General features: G+C 59.4%; 16 protein-coding genes. All 16 read right to left on the reverse strand.

All coding sequences use genetic code 11. The annotated features are described in order from the left end of the window. Positions 1–12 precede the first annotated feature (12 nt). Complete coding sequence (locus FFB58_RS06160) at positions 13–1152, reverse strand: glycoside hydrolase family 105 protein (RefSeq protein ID WP_138369355.1); 1140 nt, start codon at positions 1150–1152, stop codon at positions 13–15. Between the two features lie 4 nt (positions 1153–1156). Beyond that, positions 1157–2740, reverse strand: coding sequence for an MFS transporter (locus FFB58_RS06165; RefSeq protein ID WP_039030840.1), 1584 nt, complete (start codon positions 2738–2740; stop codon positions 1157–1159). A gap of 260 nt (positions 2741–3000) precedes the next feature. Next, positions 3001–3393, reverse strand: a complete 393-nt coding sequence (locus tag FFB58_RS06170; protein ID WP_138369356.1) for a flagellar protein FlhE — start codon at positions 3391–3393, stop codon at positions 3001–3003. Further along, the gene (flhA, locus tag FFB58_RS06175; RefSeq protein WP_138369357.1) at positions 3393–5471 is read right to left on the reverse strand and encodes a flagellar biosynthesis protein FlhA; all 2079 of its coding nucleotides are present in this window, start codon (positions 5469–5471) and stop codon (positions 3393–3395) included. Before flhA ends, FFB58_RS06170 begins: the two co-directional genes overlap by 1 nt. Then, the gene (flhB, locus tag FFB58_RS06180) at positions 5464–6612 is read right to left on the reverse strand and encodes a flagellar biosynthesis protein FlhB (protein ID WP_039030923.1); all 1149 of its coding nucleotides are present in this window, start codon (positions 6610–6612) and stop codon (positions 5464–5466) included. Before flhB ends, flhA begins: the two co-directional genes overlap by 8 nt. Positions 6613–6732: 120 nt before the next feature. Next, the gene (locus FFB58_RS06185) at positions 6733–7296 is read right to left on the reverse strand and encodes a DNA-binding protein (RefSeq protein WP_138369358.1); all 564 of its coding nucleotides are present in this window, start codon (positions 7294–7296) and stop codon (positions 6733–6735) included. Between the two features lie 77 nt (positions 7297–7373). Further along, positions 7374–7598 carry a hypothetical protein gene (locus FFB58_RS23040; RefSeq protein ID WP_138369359.1) on the reverse strand — a complete coding sequence of 75 codons (225 nt, stop codon included), beginning with the start codon at positions 7596–7598 and terminating at the stop codon, positions 7374–7376. A 254-nt stretch (positions 7599–7852) separates the two neighbouring features. Further along, positions 7853–8497 carry a protein phosphatase CheZ gene (cheZ, locus tag FFB58_RS06195; RefSeq protein WP_039030843.1) on the reverse strand — a complete coding sequence of 215 codons (645 nt, stop codon included), beginning with the start codon at positions 8495–8497 and terminating at the stop codon, positions 7853–7855. A gap of 10 nt (positions 8498–8507) precedes the next feature. Then, positions 8508–8897, reverse strand: a complete 390-nt coding sequence (gene cheY / locus FFB58_RS06200) for a chemotaxis response regulator CheY (protein ID WP_039030844.1) — start codon at positions 8895–8897, stop codon at positions 8508–8510. 16 nt (positions 8898–8913) lie between these two features. Continuing rightward, complete coding sequence (locus tag FFB58_RS06205) at positions 8914–9963, reverse strand: chemotaxis response regulator protein-glutamate methylesterase (RefSeq protein WP_039030845.1); 1050 nt, start codon at positions 9961–9963, stop codon at positions 8914–8916. Next, positions 9960–10826, reverse strand: coding sequence for a protein-glutamate O-methyltransferase CheR (cheR, locus tag FFB58_RS06210; RefSeq protein WP_039030846.1), 867 nt, complete (start codon positions 10824–10826; stop codon positions 9960–9962). Before cheR ends, FFB58_RS06205 begins: the two co-directional genes overlap by 4 nt. Before the next feature lie 19 nt (positions 10827–10845). Then, positions 10846–12447, reverse strand: a complete 1602-nt coding sequence (gene tap / locus FFB58_RS06215) for a methyl-accepting chemotaxis protein IV (protein ID WP_138369360.1) — start codon at positions 12445–12447, stop codon at positions 10846–10848. A gap of 44 nt (positions 12448–12491) precedes the next feature. Then, on the reverse strand, positions 12492–14147 hold the full coding sequence (tar, locus tag FFB58_RS06220) for a methyl-accepting chemotaxis protein II (protein ID WP_138369361.1): 1656 nt from the start codon (positions 14145–14147) through the stop codon (positions 12492–12494). Between the two features lie 83 nt (positions 14148–14230). After that, positions 14231–15196 carry a spore coat U domain-containing protein gene (locus FFB58_RS06225; RefSeq protein WP_039030849.1) on the reverse strand — a complete coding sequence of 322 codons (966 nt, stop codon included), beginning with the start codon at positions 15194–15196 and terminating at the stop codon, positions 14231–14233. Beyond that, entirely contained in the window at positions 15193–17577 is a 2385-nt protein-coding gene (locus FFB58_RS06230; protein WP_138369362.1) for a fimbria/pilus outer membrane usher protein, read from the reverse strand. The genes FFB58_RS06225 and FFB58_RS06230 overlap by 4 nt, the downstream gene beginning before the upstream one ends. Then, a complete protein-coding gene (locus FFB58_RS06235; RefSeq protein ID WP_138369363.1) occupies positions 17553–18311 on the reverse strand; it encodes a molecular chaperone in 759 nt (252 codons plus the stop codon). Before FFB58_RS06235 ends, FFB58_RS06230 begins: the two co-directional genes overlap by 25 nt. Positions 18312–18318: the final 7 nt, after the last annotated feature.

Here is an 18318-nt window from a genome sequence, read left to right on the forward strand (position 1 = left end):
ATTTCCACAAGATCAGAAGAATTTCCGCAGATATTCCGTCAGACACAATATCGCCATCGCCTGACCGTACGGCATCGAGGTCAACGGGATCTGGCGATAAAACTCCAGATCGCTACCCATCCCGGTACCAAACGAGGTTTGCAGCAGCTCACCTTCCGGGGAGATGTTTTTGACAATCCCGCGAATGGCTTTTTCGGCCACCTCAGCATACTCCGACCCCACGTAGCGCTTGCGCACCGCTTTCAGGATCCCGTAGCTGAACCCTGCCGTGGCGGACGCCTCCAGGTAGGAGTTCGGATCGTCGAGCAGCGTATGCCACAGGCCGCTCTCGTCCTGGCACTTCGCCAACGCGGCAATCTGCGCATTCAGCACCTGCACCAGATAACGGCGCACGGCGTTGTTTTCCGGCAGATCCACCAGTTCGAGGAAATCCGGGATCACGATGGTCAGCCAGCTGTTGCCGCGCGCCCAGCGGGCGTTTGCAAAGTTATGCTGACCGTCGTAACTCCAGCCGTGGAACCACAGGCCGGTCTCCCTGTCCATCAGGTTCTGCACGTGCAGCAGGAACTGATACACCGCCTCTTCCACATACTCTGGCTTGTTGAGCAGTTTGCCAATTTTCGCCAGCGGCAGGACGGTCATCATCAGGGTGTCGTCCCACATCTGCTGGTGGTTCTCTTCCGCCAGGGTGATGTGCTGCATGCCGCCATGATCGGTGCGCGGCATCTCGTTCATCGCCCACTCGGCCCAGCTCTCCAGCCACGGCAGCCAGGCCGGGTTGCGCGTCTCTTCATAGCGATACGCAAGGGTCAAAAACGGTGACATGGTGTTGACGTTTTTAGTGGTGGCCCCTTCGGTAAAGCGATCGGCAAACCAGCTGTCGATGATATCGCGCATCGCGTCATCCCCGGTCTGGCAGTAATACTGCCAGATGCCGTAGAGACCGACCCCGTGGGTCCACTCCCAGCCCGCCCAGCCTTTGGTGTCGATTACCCGCCCGTCGTCCAGCCGCAGTAAAAACTCGCCGGTTTTATCGTGAATGTTCACCAGGTTATGCGTCACTTTTTGGATCAGCGTTTTCAGCTCATCCCGGGCGATAAAACGCTCTGGCTGACGCAGTAACGGGCTATGTTTGACAGGCCAAACCTTCATAATCTTAACCTCTGTTGTATGTCGAATTCAGTGGAGCACGTTCTTTCAGGGACGGTGCAGCGGGCTTATTACGATTCAGATAACCGATGTTGTTGTTGCCCCACAGGCAGTCGTAAGGCATACCGGCCAGCATCTCAACCGTGGCGCGGGCCTGCGGTGTGGCGGTCTCCGGCATTGCCCGGCCAGACTCACGCATTTTGGCCGTCTCTTCACGCAGCGTGCTGTGCGTTTGTAAGTTCAGTTTGAAGCGCAGCGACACCAGGAAGCCGCAGATCAGCACCAGGATAGTGCCCACGCTCAGGATCATCAGAATGGTGTGGCTGACCCCTTCCGGCTGCACCTTCTGGCCGCTCACGAAGCCGGACATCTGCATCACAATCCCCACCAGCATGATGGCGCCCGCCTGAGAGGCCTTACGGGTCAGGGTCATGATCCCGGCGAAGATCCCTTCACGGCGCTGACCGGTGATGACTTCATCCACGTCAGCAATATAGGTGTAGGTGTTCCAGGGTACGTAGTTGATCCCGCCGCGGCCGAGACCCGCCAGCGCAGAAACCAGCAGCAGCAGCGCGTAGATGTCGCTCATACCTGCGTAATAGAGCCCGGCGTAAGACATGGAGGCCAGCCCAAACAGCACCACTACCATGCGGTACGACGGCGCAGGTCCAAAGCGGATGCACAGCGGGATCATGGCGATAACGGCGAGGAACTGGAAGATAGCCATGGTGCCCAGCAGGTTGGAGGCCATGGAGGCTTCCTGCATCAGGACGAAGACCACGTAATAGGTGAAGACCGCGTTGAAGACGTCCTGGGCGATATAGCCCCCGAGGTACATCCCCAGATGCTGACGGAAAATTTTGATCCGCAGTGTGGAACTCAGTTCAACGAACAGACGGTTCAGGCTCTGGCCGAGGGTCAGCTTTTTCTTCTCCTCTTCGGCGCGCAGCGCGGCTTCGCTCCACTCTTCACGAGGACGTTCCCAGGTGAAGAACCAGACGAAGGTTAGCATCAGGGCGCAGAGCACCGAGAACACCAGGCTGGCGTAGAAGAAGGAGACGGCGTTGTCTTTACCAAAGTGGGTCAGCAGAATACCCGGCAGGAAAGAGGCCAGAATCGCCGACATCTGCGCCATAGAGATACGCGCGCCGGAGAATTTGGTTTTCTGTTTGAAATCGTCGGTCATCTCCGGCACCAGCGTTTCGTACGGGACCAGAATCATGGTGTAGACGATATCGAAGATCAGATAGGTCAGCAGGTAGTACCAGAAGCCCATATCCCCGACCCACATCAGCGAGTAGCTGAAGACGCACGGGATACCCAGCAGGATAAAGAACTTACGGCGGCCAAAACGTTTGCCAAGCCAGGTGGTGCCAAAGTTATCGGTCAGAAAGCCCATCAGCGGACTGACGACGGCATCAAGCACCCTTGCCGCCGCGAAGATGAAGGTGGCCTCAATCGGCGTAAGGCCGCAGAAGGTCGTGTAGAAATACAACAGCCAGGCAGCGGTCAGCGCTGTGGTTCCCGCCCCGAGAAAATCGCCCGATCCGTAAGCAAGATAGTTCGCGAGTCCAATTTTACGTGTTTTCATTACCGTCGACCCTGTAAGTTTCAGATGACTCCCGGTTAACCCGGAGCTAACGGGAGTGACTACAGGGTTACAGTAAGAGTATCGCTATCGGGATACCTTTCTGTTTCTGCCATCACGACGGGGCAACTGGCAAAAATGCAAAGAGATTTACTACGCGCGTCACTCTTTTATAAAACAGCGTTTCTCTTGCTTCAAAAGGCGGGGTCAAAAATGAGAGCCAGTCATCAGAATGGCCTGATAACTGGCGAAAAAGCGGGCATTTAGCGGTAATTCACAATCACTTCGTTACGCTGGACCTTCAGAGCGGGGATCAGGCGACCGCCGCCGGGGACTTCCCAGATAAAGCGCAGCGGCTCTACGGCGGGCACGTTATTAAAGGCATTTGTCGTGCCGCTGGCCCCGTCCAGTTCGGTGCAGCGAGCCTGGGAGCAGAGCCGCACCCTAAGCCCGGCGGGGATCGGGCCATTAAGCTCATAGCGCCAGGCCACCAGGGTCATCAGGCCAGACACCGGCTGCTTCGCCGACAGCGGGCGTGACGACGCCGCCACGCCACGGTTGGTCAGGGTCAGGCCGATACTGCTGTCCTGCCATGCCCCCTCCCCTGCGGCCTGGGCCATCATCGGCAAAACCAGTAACCAGAGTAATTTACGCATCACTGGCCTCCAATGCTGGCGGTCATGCGGATGTGGCGATTGTCCGACAGCTCCATATTCGACAGCACCACCAGCTGCGTCAGGCTGCGGCGCAGGAAGCGCGAGAGCAGCGGACGCAGGGCGTGATTGACCAGCAGCACCGGCGGTGCGCCGAGCATCTCCTGGCGCTGTAACGCCTCCTGGGTTTGCGCCAGCAGACGATCCGCCAGCCCCGGCTCCAGACCGCCGCCGCCCTGCAGCGCCTGCAGGAGCAGACGTTCAAGCGGCGTGTCGAGGCCGATAACCTGCACTTCGCCGGTGCCCGGGAACCACTGCTGGGTGATGGCGCGGCCCAGGGCCACGCGCACCACCGCCGTCAGTTCGTGCGGATCGTTTTGCAGCGGCGCATGTTCGGCCAGGGTCTCCAGAATGGTACGCATATCGCGGATCGGCACTTTCTCGTCGAGCAGGTTCTGCAGGACCTTGTGCAGCGTGGTCAGGGTCAGGACGCCTGGCACCAGATCTTCGGTCAGCTTCGGCATCTCCTGGGTCACGCGATCGAGAAGCTGCTGCGCCTCCTGGCGGCCAAACAGCTCTGCCGAGAACTGACCGATCAGGTGGTTAAGGTGCGTTGCCACCACGGTACTGGCTTCCACCACGGTATAGCCCTGGATTTGCGCCTGCTCTTTCAGGGCGCTTTCGATCCAGATCGCCGCCAGGCCAAAGGCCGGATCAATGGTCTGTTCGCCCGGCAGCGTGCCCGCCGCGGTGCCCGGGTTAATCGCCAGCCAGCGCCCCGGATAGGCGTCACCGCTGCCGATCTCAACCCCTTTCATCAGGATACGGTAGCGCGCAGGAGGCAGATCCATATTGTCGCGGATATGCACCACCGGCGGCAGGAAGCCCATGTCCTGGGCGAATTTTTTACGGATACTGCGGATCCGCCCCAGCAATTCGCCGTCCTGCTGGAAATCAACCATCGGGATCAGGCGATAGCCCACTTCCATGCCCAGGGAGTCTTCCAGCTGAACGTCATTCCAGGTGGCTTCCACCGCCTGGGTGTTTTCCGGCATTTTAACCGGTGCAGGCTCGCTCTTCGGTTTGGTTTCGCGGCCACGTATCCACCAGGCCAGCCCCAGCAGCGCGGCGGTAAACAGCAGGAAGACGAAGTTCGGCATGCCCGGCACCAGGCCCAGCAGACCGAGAACCCCCGCCGACAGCATCAGCACGTTCGGGTTGGCGAACAGCTGAGTCACCATTTGCTCGCCGACGTCCTGATCGGTGGCGACGCGGGTCACGATCACACCGGCTGCGGTGGAGATCACCAGCGCCGGGATCTGGGCGACCAGGCCGTCACCGATGGTCAGCAGGGTGTAGCTCTCTGCCGCCTGCCCCATCGCCATCCCGTGCTGGAGAACCCCAACCAGCAGGCCGCCCACCACGTTGATCACCATGATCAGGATCCCGGCGATGGCGTCGCCGCGAACAAACTTACTCGCACCGTCCATCGAGCCGTAGAAGTCCGCTTCCTGGGTCACTTCGGCACGGCGTTTTTTCGCTTCATCTTCGCCAATCAGACCGGCGTTCAGATCGGCGTCAATCGCCATCTGTTTACCCGGCATCCCGTCCAGCACGAAACGCGCGCCAACCTCTGCGATACGCCCCGCACCTTTGGTGATAACCATAAAGTTGATGATCACGAGGATGATGAACACCACGATCCCGATGGCGAAGTTGCCGCCCACCAGGAAGTGGCCAAAGGCCTCAACCACCTTACCTGCCGCAGCGCCGCCGGTATGGCCCTCCATCAGAATGATACGGGTGGAGGCCACGTTCAGCGCCAGACGCAGCAGCGTGGTGAACAGCAGGATCGTCGGGAAGGCAGCAAACTCCAGCGTGCGCTGGGTGAACATTGCCACCAGCAGCACCATAATGGAGAGCGCGATGTTGAAGGTGAAAAGCAGGTCGAGGATAAATGCCGGCAGCGGCAATACCATCATCGACAGAATTAGCAGGATGAGGATCGGCCCGGCCATAATCTGCCATTGGGTCGATTTCAGGTTGCTCGGCAAGCGCAACATTGCCACCAGATTAGCCATCAGAGTCCTTCTCGTTCATAAAATCCAGCGCGGCAGGCACCGGGAGATTCTCAGGTTTCACAGGCCGTTGACCGCCCGCCAGACGCCAGCGTTTCAACTGCCATACCCACGCCAGTACTTCCGCTACCGCGGCGTACAGCTGGCCCGGGATTTGTTGTCCAATTTCTGCATGCCGGTAGAGCGCACGCGCCAGCGGCGGAGCTTCCAGCATCGGAATACGATTTTCATTACCAATTTCACGGATGCGCAGCGCGATAAGCCCTGCCCCTTTCGCCACCACTTTTGGCGCGCTCATTTTGTCTTCGTCATACTGCAGCGCAACGGAGTAGTGGGTCGGGTTGGTGACAATCACATCCGCTTTCGGCACATCTTCCATCATCCGGCGACGTGCGGCGGCGCGCTGCATCTGGCGAATACGCCCTTTAACGTGCGGGTCGCCTTCCATCTGCTTATGTTCGTCACGAATGTCCTGGCGGGACATGCGCAGTTTTTTAATGTGACTGTAAATCTGGAAGAAAACGTCAAAGCCAACCATCGGGATAATGGAGAGCACTACCAGCAGCGAGCAGAGCCCCACCAGATTGAGCGCGTTGCGCATGGCGGTGAACGGCGATTCGCTGATCAGGCGCATCATCTCCGGCCAGTTGTGCCAGATAAAAAATCCCGCCACGCTGCCCATTAGCGTCGCTTTCATCAACGCTTTCAGCAGTTCGGCAGCGGTCTGGGCCGAGAACATCTTCGCGATACCGGGCAGCGGGTTCAGTTTAGAAAATTTAAACTGCAGCGATTTACCGCTAAACACCAGCCCGCCCAGCATTACCGGCGACACGATAGCCACCAGCACCACGCCGGTAATGAGCGGCAGCAGCGCGACCATCGCGCCTTTGATCAGCAGGATAATCTGGCTGAGGATCAGGTTAGGGTCGTTGACCATGCTGTGATCGAAGCGCAACCCGGCCGAGAGCATACCGGCCAGCCTGCGGGCAAGGGACTCCCCGCCTATCCAGATAATGCACACGCCAACTAATAAAATCAGCAGCGAGGTGAGTTCTCGGGATCGGGGTATTTGCCCGTCCTCACGCGCTTTTTCAAGTCGGTGGGGTGTGGGGGCTTCTGTTTTGTCGTCGCTGTCTTCTGCCACGGCAAGCATCTCGCAGGTAGAGGTCTGGACGATATGATGCCAAAGCCGCGCGTGACCAATGGGTTAATTAGGGGCGATAAAAGGGCTGATTTAGCCTATTCGGTCGTATCAGCGAGGGGATTACCCCTGCAAAGCCTGTTTGCTACGGCGTGCCACCAGCGATGCGGCGAGGGAGCCAATCTCTTCAAAGTCCGTTGAGACGCTGTTTCTTAATATCAGGTTCCACTTGCTGAGCACCCGCGCGTTCACCACCAGCTCGCTCTCCTCGGTTAACCGTCCATTGCTGGCAAGCCAGTTCGCCACATCTGCCCACTCCCAAAGCGGGGACTGGCCAGCGATCCGCTGAATGGGGCAAGGGAAATCGCCGCCGCCACGCGTGCCATCTTTCAGCATGGCGATAGCCTGACGGGACATATCAGTCATCTCCGCGATGTCGCTCAGGCCGACCAGCGCAGAGTCGACAGACTGTACGATCGCCCCGACGCCAGCAGATTCAATGTTGTCGACCGCAGAGGCGATAGCGTCATTTAATGTTTCAGCCTCCCGATCAAAGGTGAGATAGACGGAGTTGCCATATGCGCAGATCAGCGCATCGCCACAGCCGCTTGCATACAGTGCGTCTTCCAGTCCTTCAGTCCCGCAGGTTACGCCTGAGAGGGTCAGAGTGAAGTTAAACAGCGCCATAATACCTCTTCATTTTGTTGTTAGCGTTTCTTTATATTCGATAAGGCATGGCCGCAACCACGCCTTACCGGGCGAAATCAAAGGCAATGATTTACGTTGCGAATGATTTGCATGGCATGGTTTTCCGCATTTTTCGGCGTCGACCATACGCTCATCTGGTGATCCCGATGTTCACCTTCTGGGTTTCCACAGCGTAGCTTGCAAAAGCAGTGCGCTGAATGTCCTGGTGGCACCCAAACCCAGCCCTTACTCAGGGCATATTCAATAGCCTCCTGAATATGCTTGTTCGGATGTTTCTTCATTTGCCTCCGTTAACAGGATCCTATTGCATGTGTTGACAACTGTCAACGGCAATATTTCATGCACGTCCGTGTCGCCACGTTCCCGCTTTTGCTGTCTACGGCCAGCAAAAGCCCTGCAAAGACTAACAGAATTAATGCATTAGAAAGGGTTGATGTCACGGCGAAATACCGGTTCTGGAAGGCGGGTCGTAAAGAGGGATGAAACGGATGTATAAAGAAAAACGCCACCTTTGCAGGTGGCATTTCTGCAAGGCTCAGAAGCCTAAGCTGTCCAGCAGGTCGTCCACCTGGTCCTGGCTTGCCACGACACCGGCTTTTGTGGTGTCGAGCTGTGGGCCATTCAACAGGCTTTCGTTTTCGCGTTGCGGACGCGCGGAAGGCTCCGGCATGTTCTCCAGCAGCACCATCAACAGCTGGCGCTCAATCTCCTGGATCACGTCCATCATGCGCTTGATCACCTGACCGGTAAGGTCCTGGAAATCCTGCGCCATCATGATCTCCAGCAATTGCGCATTGGTGAAGCTGGTATGACCCGGTACGGCACCCAGGTACTGACGAGTATCGGTGACCAGTTCGCGGGCGTCGGAGAGTTCGATTGGGTTTTCGAACCAGTCGTCCCAGCGTTTGGTCAGCGCTTTTGCGCCCTTTTCCATCTCGTCCTGATGCGGCTGTGACGCTTCAACACTGTTCAGCGCACGCTCTGCCGCCTGGGCAGTCATCTGTACAACATAATCAAGACGGTCACGGGCATCAGGAATCGCTTCCGCCGCCTCTGCAATCGCCTGATCCAGTCCCAGCTCACGCAGGCTGTCGCGCAACATACGCGTCAGGCTGCCGATCCGGGCAATTATGTCGCCGGGTGAATGCTCATCCGTAGGTTTAATCGAAGGCTGCATCATCTCCCGTACCTCACATGCCGAGTTTCTCGAAGATCTTACCGAGTTTTTCTTCCAAAGTTGCAGCGGTGAATGGCTTCACCACATACCCGCTTGCGCCAGCCTGTGCCGCAGCAATGATGTTCTCTTTCTTCGCTTCGGCGGTCACCATCAGCACAGGCAGAGAGGCCATGGCGCCATTTGCACGAATGGTTTTGAGCAGTTCCAGACCGTCCATGTTCGGCATGTTCCAGTCGGAAATGACAAAACCAAAGCCGCCGGCGTTCAGTTTGTTCAGCGCATCAACGCCGTCTTCTGCTTCTTCAACGTTGTTAAAACCCAGCTCTTTCAGCAGGTTGCGCACAATGCGACGCATGGTGGAAAAGTCATCCACAACCAAAAACTTGAGCTCTTTGTCCGCCATAAAACTACACTCCTCGTTAAATACGTATTGCCTGTCCGGCACTGATTTTCGCCAGCATTTGCTGACTAACCTGACTGAGATCGACCACTTCGCTGACGCCACCCATATTGATGGCCTCGCGCGGCATGCCGAACACCACACAACTTGCTTCATTCTGCGCGATGGTCCAGGCGCCAGCCTGGTGCATCGCCAGCATTCCGGCGGCTCCGTCGTTGCCCATCCCCGTCAGGATCACCCCAACGGCGTTGCGCCCCGCGTGTTTCGCCACCGAATGAAACAGCACATCCACCGACGGACGGTGCCGGTTAACCGGCGGCCCGTCATGAATTTTGATTTGATAGTTTGCGCCGCTGCGCGTCAGCTCCATATGCTTGTCGCCCGGGGCGATATAGGCATGCCCCGGCAGAACGCGCTCGCCATCTTCCGCCTCTTTCACGCTGATCTGGCACAGCTTGTTCAGACGTTCCGCGAACGAACGGGTAAAGCCTGGCGGCATATGCTGAGTAATCAGAATACCGGGGCTTGAGAGCGGCAATGGCTGGAGTACATGACGAATTGCCTCTGTTCCCCCGGTAGATGCACCGATAACCAGCAATTTTTCCGAGCTCAGCAGCGGGCCGGCTTTCAGCGTGGTCGGCGTTGCCAGCGGCTTGTGCGTGGCAACCCGGGCGCGGGCCGCGGTACGGATCTTCTCCGCGATCATCTCGCTGTACGCCAGCATCCCCTCACGAATGCCGAGCTGCGGTTTGGTGACAAAATCCACCGCCCCCAGCTCCAGCGCCCGCAGGGTGATTTCAGACCCTTTGCCGGTCAGCGAAGAGACCATCACCACCGGCATCGGGCGCAGACGCATTAACTTCTCCAGAAAATCGATGCCGTCCATGCGCGGCATTTCGACATCCAGCGTCAGCACGTCGGGGTTATATTTTTTGATTAAATCCCGGGCTACCAGCGGATCGGGGGCCGTCGCCACCATTTCCATGTCGCTGTGGCTGTTGATAATCTCGGTCATGATCTGGCGCATTAACGCCGAATCATCAACTGACAAGACCCTGATTTTACTCATGCTTTATCCTTACTCAGCGCATATACCGTCTGGCCACGCAGGCTAAACTCGCGCACAAGATTGCTGAAGTTCTCCGAGTGCCCGGCAAACAGTAAACCGTCAGGTTTGAGCAACGGAACAAAGCGGCGCAGGATCTCCTGCTGCGTCGTTTTGTCAAAATAAATCATCACGTTACGACAGAAAATGGCGTCAAACGGCCCCGCCACGTTGTACTGCTTCTCCAGCAGGTTGAGCATGGAGAACTCCACCGCATTCGCCAGCTCACTGCGCACCCGCACCAGCCCTTCGTGCGGACCGGTACCGCGCATGAAGTAGCGCTGAAGCTGCTGGGGTGACAGCGTCTTCAGCTCTTCCTGGCGGTAGATCCCGCTCTGCGCTTTTTGCAGCACTTCGGTATCGATATCGCTGGCGATCACCTTCCAGCGGCCCGGCGCGGTGCCAAGGGTGTCGGCCAGGGTGATGGCGAGCGAGTAAGGCTCCTCCCCGGTCGACGCCGCCGCGCTCCAGACGCGGTACTCACCGCTGCGGCGGCGCGCATGCTCCGCCAGCACCGGGAAGTGATGCGCCTCGCGGAAAAAGGCGGTCAGGTTGGTGGTCAGGGAGTTGATAAACGCCTGCCACTCCGCGCTGTTCGGGTTGGCTTCCAGCATCCCCAGATAGCGGCCAAAATCATCCAGTTCGAGCGTTCGCAGGCGACGCACAAGACGGTTGTAGACCATGTCCCGCTTGTGATCGGCAAGCACAATCCCCGCACGCTGGTAGATTAACTGACATATCCGACGGAAATGCGCATCGGACAGCGCAAGGCGCTGTGTCATCTGTAACAATAATGACGATTGCCCTGAGGGCAGTGGTGATGTCATAGCGCCTTCTTAATCACTTTCAGGATCCGACTGGCACGGTCTGCGACCGTCCGACTTCTGTTACTGCTTCAACACGTTCATTCACATTAAAAACAGCCACCAGCGAGGTGAGATGATCCGCCTGGCCGGCTAACTGGTCGGTGGCCGCCGCGGCCTCTTCTACCAGCGCGGCGTTCTGCTGGGTCACCTGATCCATCTGGCTTACCGCCAGCGCCACCTGCTCAATGCCGCGGCGCTGTTCATCGGATGCTGAGGCGATTTCGCCCATGATGTCGTTCACCTGGGTGACCGAACTGACGATCTCGGTCATGGTTTTCGCCGCGGTATCCACCAGTTCAGAGCCCTGCTGGACGCGCGACACCGACTCTTCAATCAGCACCTTAATCTCTTTTGCTGCATTGGCGCTGCGGCTCGCCAGGTTACGTACCTCACCGGCTACCACCGCAAAGCCACGCCCCTGTTCGCCCGCACGGGCGGCTTCGACGGCGGCGTTCAGCGCCAGGATATTGGTCTGGAACGCGATGCCGTCGATAACGCTAATAATGTCGCCAATTTTTTGCGAACTGGTGGCGATCTCATTCATGGTGTTCGCCACCCGGGAAGCCTGTTCGCCCCCCTTCTTCGCCGTCTGCGCCGCGCTCTTCGCCAGGCCGGACGCCTGACGGGCGTTGTCGGCGTTCTGGCCGACGGTGGCGGTCAACTGCTCCATGCTGGCCGCCGTTTGCGCCAGGGACGCCGCCTGCTGCTCGGTGCGCGAAGAGAGATCGTTATTGCCTTCGGCAATTTCGGAGATCCCGGTGTGCATGGCGTAGCTGCCCTGACGCACCTCGGTTACCGTCTCACGCAGCGAGCCCTGCATGGTTTTCAGGCTGGCGAAAATGGCCGAAATTTCGTTTTTGCCGTACACCGCCACCGGCCGCGCCAGATCGCCTTTCGCAATGCTGTCGAAATGGCTGCTGATGATCGCCAGCGGCTGGACAATCATCTTGCGCGACCAGAGCAGCGCGGCGCTGGTCAGTAACGCCGCCAGCACAATCATGATGGCGAAAATCACCCCGGACATGTGGTAGCTGTTGCGGCTGTCGTTGCTCGCCATCTGCACAAAGCCGTTCATCTCCTGCTGCCAGGCGTCAGTGCTGGCGTCAAACGCCGCCTGCGACTCCTGCACCGGCGCGGTCAGGAAATCGGACAGCTGGTTGTTCTCAAGCCAGGTGGCCTGGTGCTCCAGATCGCCATACCACTGGCTGAAGGCGCCCTGCATGGCCTTTTTCAGCTCGGCGTCTTTAGCACTTATCGCCGCCTGTTGGTTAAACGTCTTATAGAGCTCGCCCGCCTGCTTCAGGCTGCTGCGCGCGGTGGTCATCAGCCCCTTGATGTCATCGGGCGGATAGCTCAGCGCGGTTAAGGTGCCCGCTTTATTCAGTGCCGTACTGGCCTGCAGCAATACTGCCCGGCTCTGGGTAAGCAGCGCGCGCTGTTGATTGCTGCTCTCCATCTCCTGCAAATTCTGATAACCATCGCGAAAAGCCCAGAACGACAAGCCATTACTGCCAACCTGCAACACCCCGCACAGAATCAAAATCAAAAACAGGGTGGTCGAGATACGAATACGATTTAACATCCACGCTCCCATTTAGCGGCCAGCAGCCGCGATTTAACGTACGATCAAAATGTTTCCCAGTTCTCATCTTTTCCGGTTGCCACTGCGCGTGCGTAAGCCGGTGCATTAACCGGCGCGGCCGGTTGCTGGCTGACGCGCGAGGAAACCGTTTTTGTTGGTTCAGAGGTAAGACGAAACGCCGAGACGGCCATCTTCAGACGGCTCGCCTGCTCTTCCAGCTGTGCCGCCGCGGCGGCGGACTCCTGAACCAGCGAGGCGTTTTGTTGTGTGACGCGATCCATTTCCGATACTGCCAGGGCGACCTGGTCGATACCCCGACTCTGCTCATCCGACGCAGAGGCGATTTCACCCATGATGTCCGTTACGCGGGTAACGGCATTCACGATGTCATTCATGGTCTCGCCCGCGCTCTCCACCAGCACCGAGCCGGTGTCGACGCGTGCGACAGAGTCTTCAATCAGGGCTTTGATCTCTTTCGCCGCGTTGGCGCTGCGGCTGGCGAGGTTACGCACTTCACCGGCCACTACCGCAAAGCCACGGCCCTGTTCACCGGCGCGCGCCGCTTCGACCGCCGCGTTCAGCGCCAGGATATTGGTCTGGAAGGCGATGCCGTCGATGACGCTGATGATGTCGGCGATCTTCTTCGAGCTGCCGGCGATGTCGTGCATGGTTTTCACCACGCCGTCCACCACCTTGCCGCCGCGCTGGGCGGTTTCCGAGGCGCTGTTCGCCAGCTGTGACGCCTGACGGGCGTTGTCCGCATTCTGCTTCACGGTAGCGGTTAACTGCTCCATGCTGGCCGCGGTCTCTTCCAGCGCCGACGCCTGCTGCTCGGTGCGGGAGGAGAGATCGTTGTTGCCCATGGCGATTTCGCTGGTGCCGGTATAGATAGCATCGGAACCCTGGCGCACGTTGGCCACCGTCTCGCTGAGCGAGCGCTGCATATGGTCAACGCTGACCGCCAGCTGGGTGATTTCGCTGCGCCCGGCGATGGTCAGGGTATGGGTCAGATCGCCGCTGGCAATGTGACGGATATGGTCGATGACGCGGTTTAACGGGTTCAGCAGGGTATGACGAATGCCGTACCAGACGCCCACCAGCACGACGACCAGCGCCAGAGCAAGGATCCCCATTTGCCATTTGGCGAAGGTGTAATCCTTCACGCTGGCATTGAACGCCTCCTGGTTACGCGCGTCGGACGCGGCGACGTATTCACGCAGGGCGGTACCCAGCGCGTTCTGTTTTGACTGCGTTGCCTGGGCGAAGTAGGCGTCCATATTGCCGCTATCAAGGAACTGGATCAGCTCCGTCAGCGCCGCGGCATAGTCCCGGTATTTGTCATTGATGGTCTGGCTCACCTGCGCCATCGAAGGCTGTGGCGCGATGGCGCTATAAGCTTTGAAGTGTTTGTCCGCTTCCGCAAGCGTCGTGCGGGCGCTGTTCATCAGCTCCGTTTGCTGATGCGAAGGGTCGGAAACCATGCGCGCGGAGGCGCGGCTCAGGTTGATGCGCGTTTGTAGCAGGTAATCCCAGGTAGAGGTGATTTCACTTTGTTGAACCCGGAACTCGTTAGAGACCGCAAAACTGTCCTGGTTGGCCTTAATAGAAGAGAAAAACAGACTGCCGGAAACGAGCTGCAGCAAAGCGAACACAGCCAGCACTAACATCAGCATGGTGACAACGCGCATACGGTTCAACATACAACACCTTCTCATAGATTTGTTCTCGGTGTTATCGGCACAACTGACAGGAACTTTACATTTGCGAAAGGGAAAAGCGCGGGTCAGAACGCGACGTCGACCACGAGGGTATCGCTGTAGTTGCCAGCGGGAGGGGTTGTCTGGTTGGGGAGGACACGGGCGGTGTAGTTATAGCTGCGTAACAGGCCGTCGGCGCTGACCTGCGAGGAGGCACCGCTGGACCAGCGTTCGCTGCCGCTGCTGCCCCAGCGGTTGGCGGTGGCTTCTTTGTAGATCTCATAGCTCATGCGGTTGTTGCCGCTGGCCATCCGGCGCACGTTGTTACTGGCGTTGGCGCCGTTATTGATCCCGATGGTGTAGACGCTGCCCTTGGTGCAGGTGACGGAGATCGCCTGCGAGACGGTGGGAAAGTTCTGCACCAGCGGCGCGCTGTTGAAGTTGACGTTCGGGGTGGTCATCGCGCTGCAGTCGTTGGTGACGGTCATATTGAGGGTGAGGCTGGTCAGGGCGGTACCGGTTTGCGGGGTGGTACAGAGCCCCAGCACCCCAACGGAGCAGACGTTATAGCTGACGCTGAAGTTGAGGGTCACCTGATAGGGCCCGGCGCTGACGTTTTGTCCGGCGACGGTGCGGAAATAGAGCGGAATATTGTACTGCGCTGAACCGAGCAGGTTTAACAGCGTCGAGCCGCTCCAGGTGTAGGCCTTGCCAATCTGCACTTCGCTGCTGGTAGCACACCCGGCCAGGCCGCACAGCCGGGTGGGGATCACGTCGGTAATGGCGGCGTTATCGGTGCGCTTCATCGTCGCCCGGTTATTGGCCGAGATGGTGGCCCCGGTGAAGTTCAGGGTCACCGAATCACTGGTCAGCAAATTGAGCACCCGGTCGCAGTTCACCACCAGCGTGCCGGTGGTAGCTACTTCATTACTGCCGCTGAGGGCAAACGACGTCACGCTGCCAAAGCTGGCGTTGACGGTGCTGACCCGGCACGCCCCCCAGCTGGCGGCAGAGAACATCAGCAGGAGCAGCACCAGCAGCAGGCGTTTCATGGCTCCACCCGGCAGGTCAGCGGTCCGTAGGTTTGCAGCTTATGCTCCGGGTTGGCGGTCAGTGTCAGGGTCACGTGGCAGCGTTTGCCTTCCGGGGTAGTGACTTCCAGGGCGTTAACATCCGCCAGATCTTCCAGCCAGGCGAGCCCGTCGTAGCCCACCACCACCGGCTCCCTCCCCTGACGCCGCACCTGGCTGCCCAGGGGGATCGCCTCCCCTGCGCCATCGTGGAGGATCACGCTGGCGACCCGCTCCTGCTCCATCGGGAAGTCGACCAGATAGCCGCTATTGCGCCGCAGGGCGATGCGCCGTTCGGTCTCTTTCAGGCGGGTGTCGGCGGGTAAGTTGAGGGTGTTGATGCTGTAGCTCGCCGGGTAGTAGGCCGATACGCCGCTGATCAGCAGATAGCCGTTGCGGTTGGTTTTGCCCACCGGCTGGTTTTCATAGCTGACCGGCACGTCCGGCTGCCCGTCGGTGCTGACCACCACAAAGGCGTCGTTGATTTTATTGGCGGCAAAGAGTTCCCCGTCCATCAGCACCAGCGAGCCCATCGCCTCGCCCCACCATGTCATCATGTCGCGCTCGCCGTAGCCACCGCCCTGGAGTTCAATATTGTTGTTACGCCAGCCCAGCGTCGCCTGCTGATAGTTGCTGGTCTGCGACTGGCGCGCCCACGCCATATTCCAGCTAAAACCGCCGTCGGTGGGCATCGAGTGGTTGTAGTTAAGGCGCTGGGTGCTGCCGGCATCTGGCGTGTTTTCAAAGGTGACGGCGGCGCTGTCGCGCTCGCCAAGGGGGATCTGCAGCGACAGGGCTACGGTCCAGTCGCCCTGCTGCCGATCCCGGCTGGCGGCAAGATAAATACTGCTGCTACCCCACAGGTTCCGGCTCCAGGAGAGGTTCAGCAGCTCGGTTTTCTGATCGTCAAAACTCTGCACCCCGATCCAAGCCGCCCCGATATTGCCGTAATCGCCCATATTCAGGGTGAGCGAATACTGATCGGTATTACGGCTCAGGCTGGCGATGGGCTGGTCGTGTTCATCGTAGACGGTGGGCTGATCGTAAAGCGCCAGGTTGCCGAAGCCGCGATCCCGGCGGCTGTGCTGGGTGGCAATGCTGAAGGCGTTGGTGCTGTACTGGTAGCCCCAGTTGATCTGCCCCCCGGTATCACCGCGCATTTTGCTCTGGGTCCAGGCGCTGTTCACCACCCCGAAGCGTCCGAGCTTAACGATGGTTCCGGCCCCGCCGAGGGCCAGCTCCTCTGCCCCTTCGGCGTGGCCTTCCAGGGTCAGCCAGTCGGTCAGGCCGTAGCGATAGGAGCCGCTGCCCGCCGCCGGGCCGTAGTCAAAATTTTTAATGCCGTAATTACGCCGCAGGCTGCCCAGGGTCACGGCCCCGTCGCTGAGCCCCTGGCGCAGCAGATCGCTGGTGACGTAGAACGGCAGCGTGGTGCTCACCTGGCGACCCAGCGCATCGGTGGTGACCAGCACCGCATCCCCGGCACCGTTGATGTAAGGCAGATTGGTGAGGGTGAACGGCCCCGGCTGCAGGCGGGTGGAGCCCGCCCGATAGCCGTTGACGAACAGATCCACCGAGGTCGGCACCGCCGCTTCGCCGGAAAACTCCGGCAGCGGCCAGGTGACCAGATCCGGGCGCAGGGAGAAGTCCCGCCCGTAGCTGATCCCGCCCATGCGTACGCTGCTGCTCCAGCTCAGGGCGTCGCTGATCACATCCCCGGCGGTCCAGGTCGTGGCATCCTCTTCGTCGGTGAACATCAGGGTGGTGTCGTAGCGGACATACCCCTCCTGCTGCCCGCTGTCGCCGGAGAGATTTTCCCGTACGTAACCGGTGGAGGATAACGATCCCCGGTTGTCAAAATAGCGAAACTCATGCCACAGGGAGGCCTGGCCGCCGCTGTGTTCGGTGTGGTTAGTGTAGAAGTCGTAGTTAAGCAGCGCCCCTTTGCCAAAGTGGGGCGTGCTGCGGGCCATCTGGCCGCTGAAGGGGGTAACGCGCGCGGCGATCCACTCCCGGGGCACGCTGAGCAGCAGCCGTTGCCCGGTGCTGTCGTACTCTGTGCGCACCCCCTCAAGACGGCTGACGTTCACCTCCCCCGGCGGGACGTGCTCGGGGGGCAGTCCGGCGCGGCGCAAATCGGCGCTGGAGACCAGATACTCATCCTGACGCCGGGTAACGGGCACCACCAGCCCGGTGTCGTAGTGGTTGAGGATCAGCGCCAGCTGGAAGACCGCCTCGTCATTCACCGACTGCGGCACAGGCGGCGGAGGCAACATGTCGTCACCGGGATCGGCCCAGCTTGCTGAACTGACGCAGAGCAGGATAAGCATCGACGGCTTCAGTTGACGGGGGCCGACTGCCATTCGGTATCCCTGGCATTAATCTGCGCCCGCATCTGGCCCGGCTGGTCGATCCCTGACGGTAGCGGCCAGCTGCGGGTGCTGCCCGGGAGCACATACCCCAGCAGGCCGTCGGCAAGCGTGCGCTTCTGGCTCCCTTGTTGTAGCGTGACCTGGCTCAGCCGGACGTGCACATTGCCCTGATTGCGTACCTGCAGGGCCGGTTTGCCGTCGTTGCGGACCACCCGCCAGTTCAGATCCCGCGTCTCGACCAGGGCGTGGTGCGCCCCGTCCTTGATGGTGGCTATGCCCTGGCCGTAGACAAACAGCGGAATGGAGTAGCGCATCTGCAGCTTCAGCCCCATCTGCGGGGTCTGGTTATCCTGCGGCTGGGGGATCTCGTCCACGATGATGCGGTAGGCCTGCTCCACCCCGGCCGGGACGTTGCTCTGTTTGATAAGACGGATTAACTGTTTGCTGCCCTTCGCGATGGTCACGATCGGCGGGCTGGCGACCACCTCCTGCTGGGCGGTATAGCGTTCAAGACCGTTTTCCTGCCGCCAGCGCACGATCCTCACCTGCATGGTGGTGGCGCTGTTGCCCTGGTTCTGCACCCACAGCTCCGTCGCTTTGGTATCGGCGGAGAGCCAGGGGTCGATAGGCCACAGCAGAATGGTTGCCGCCCCGTGGGCGGTGTTGAGCGTGGCACCCAGCGCCATCAGCAGGCACAGCGTGCGGTATCCTGGAATTGCCTTCATCGTCCTT

Origin of the sequence: Enterobacter sp. MF024, from assembly GCF_005843915.1 — a bacterium.
Lineage (GTDB): Bacteria > Pseudomonadota > Gammaproteobacteria > Enterobacterales > Enterobacteriaceae > Enterobacter > Enterobacter barmai.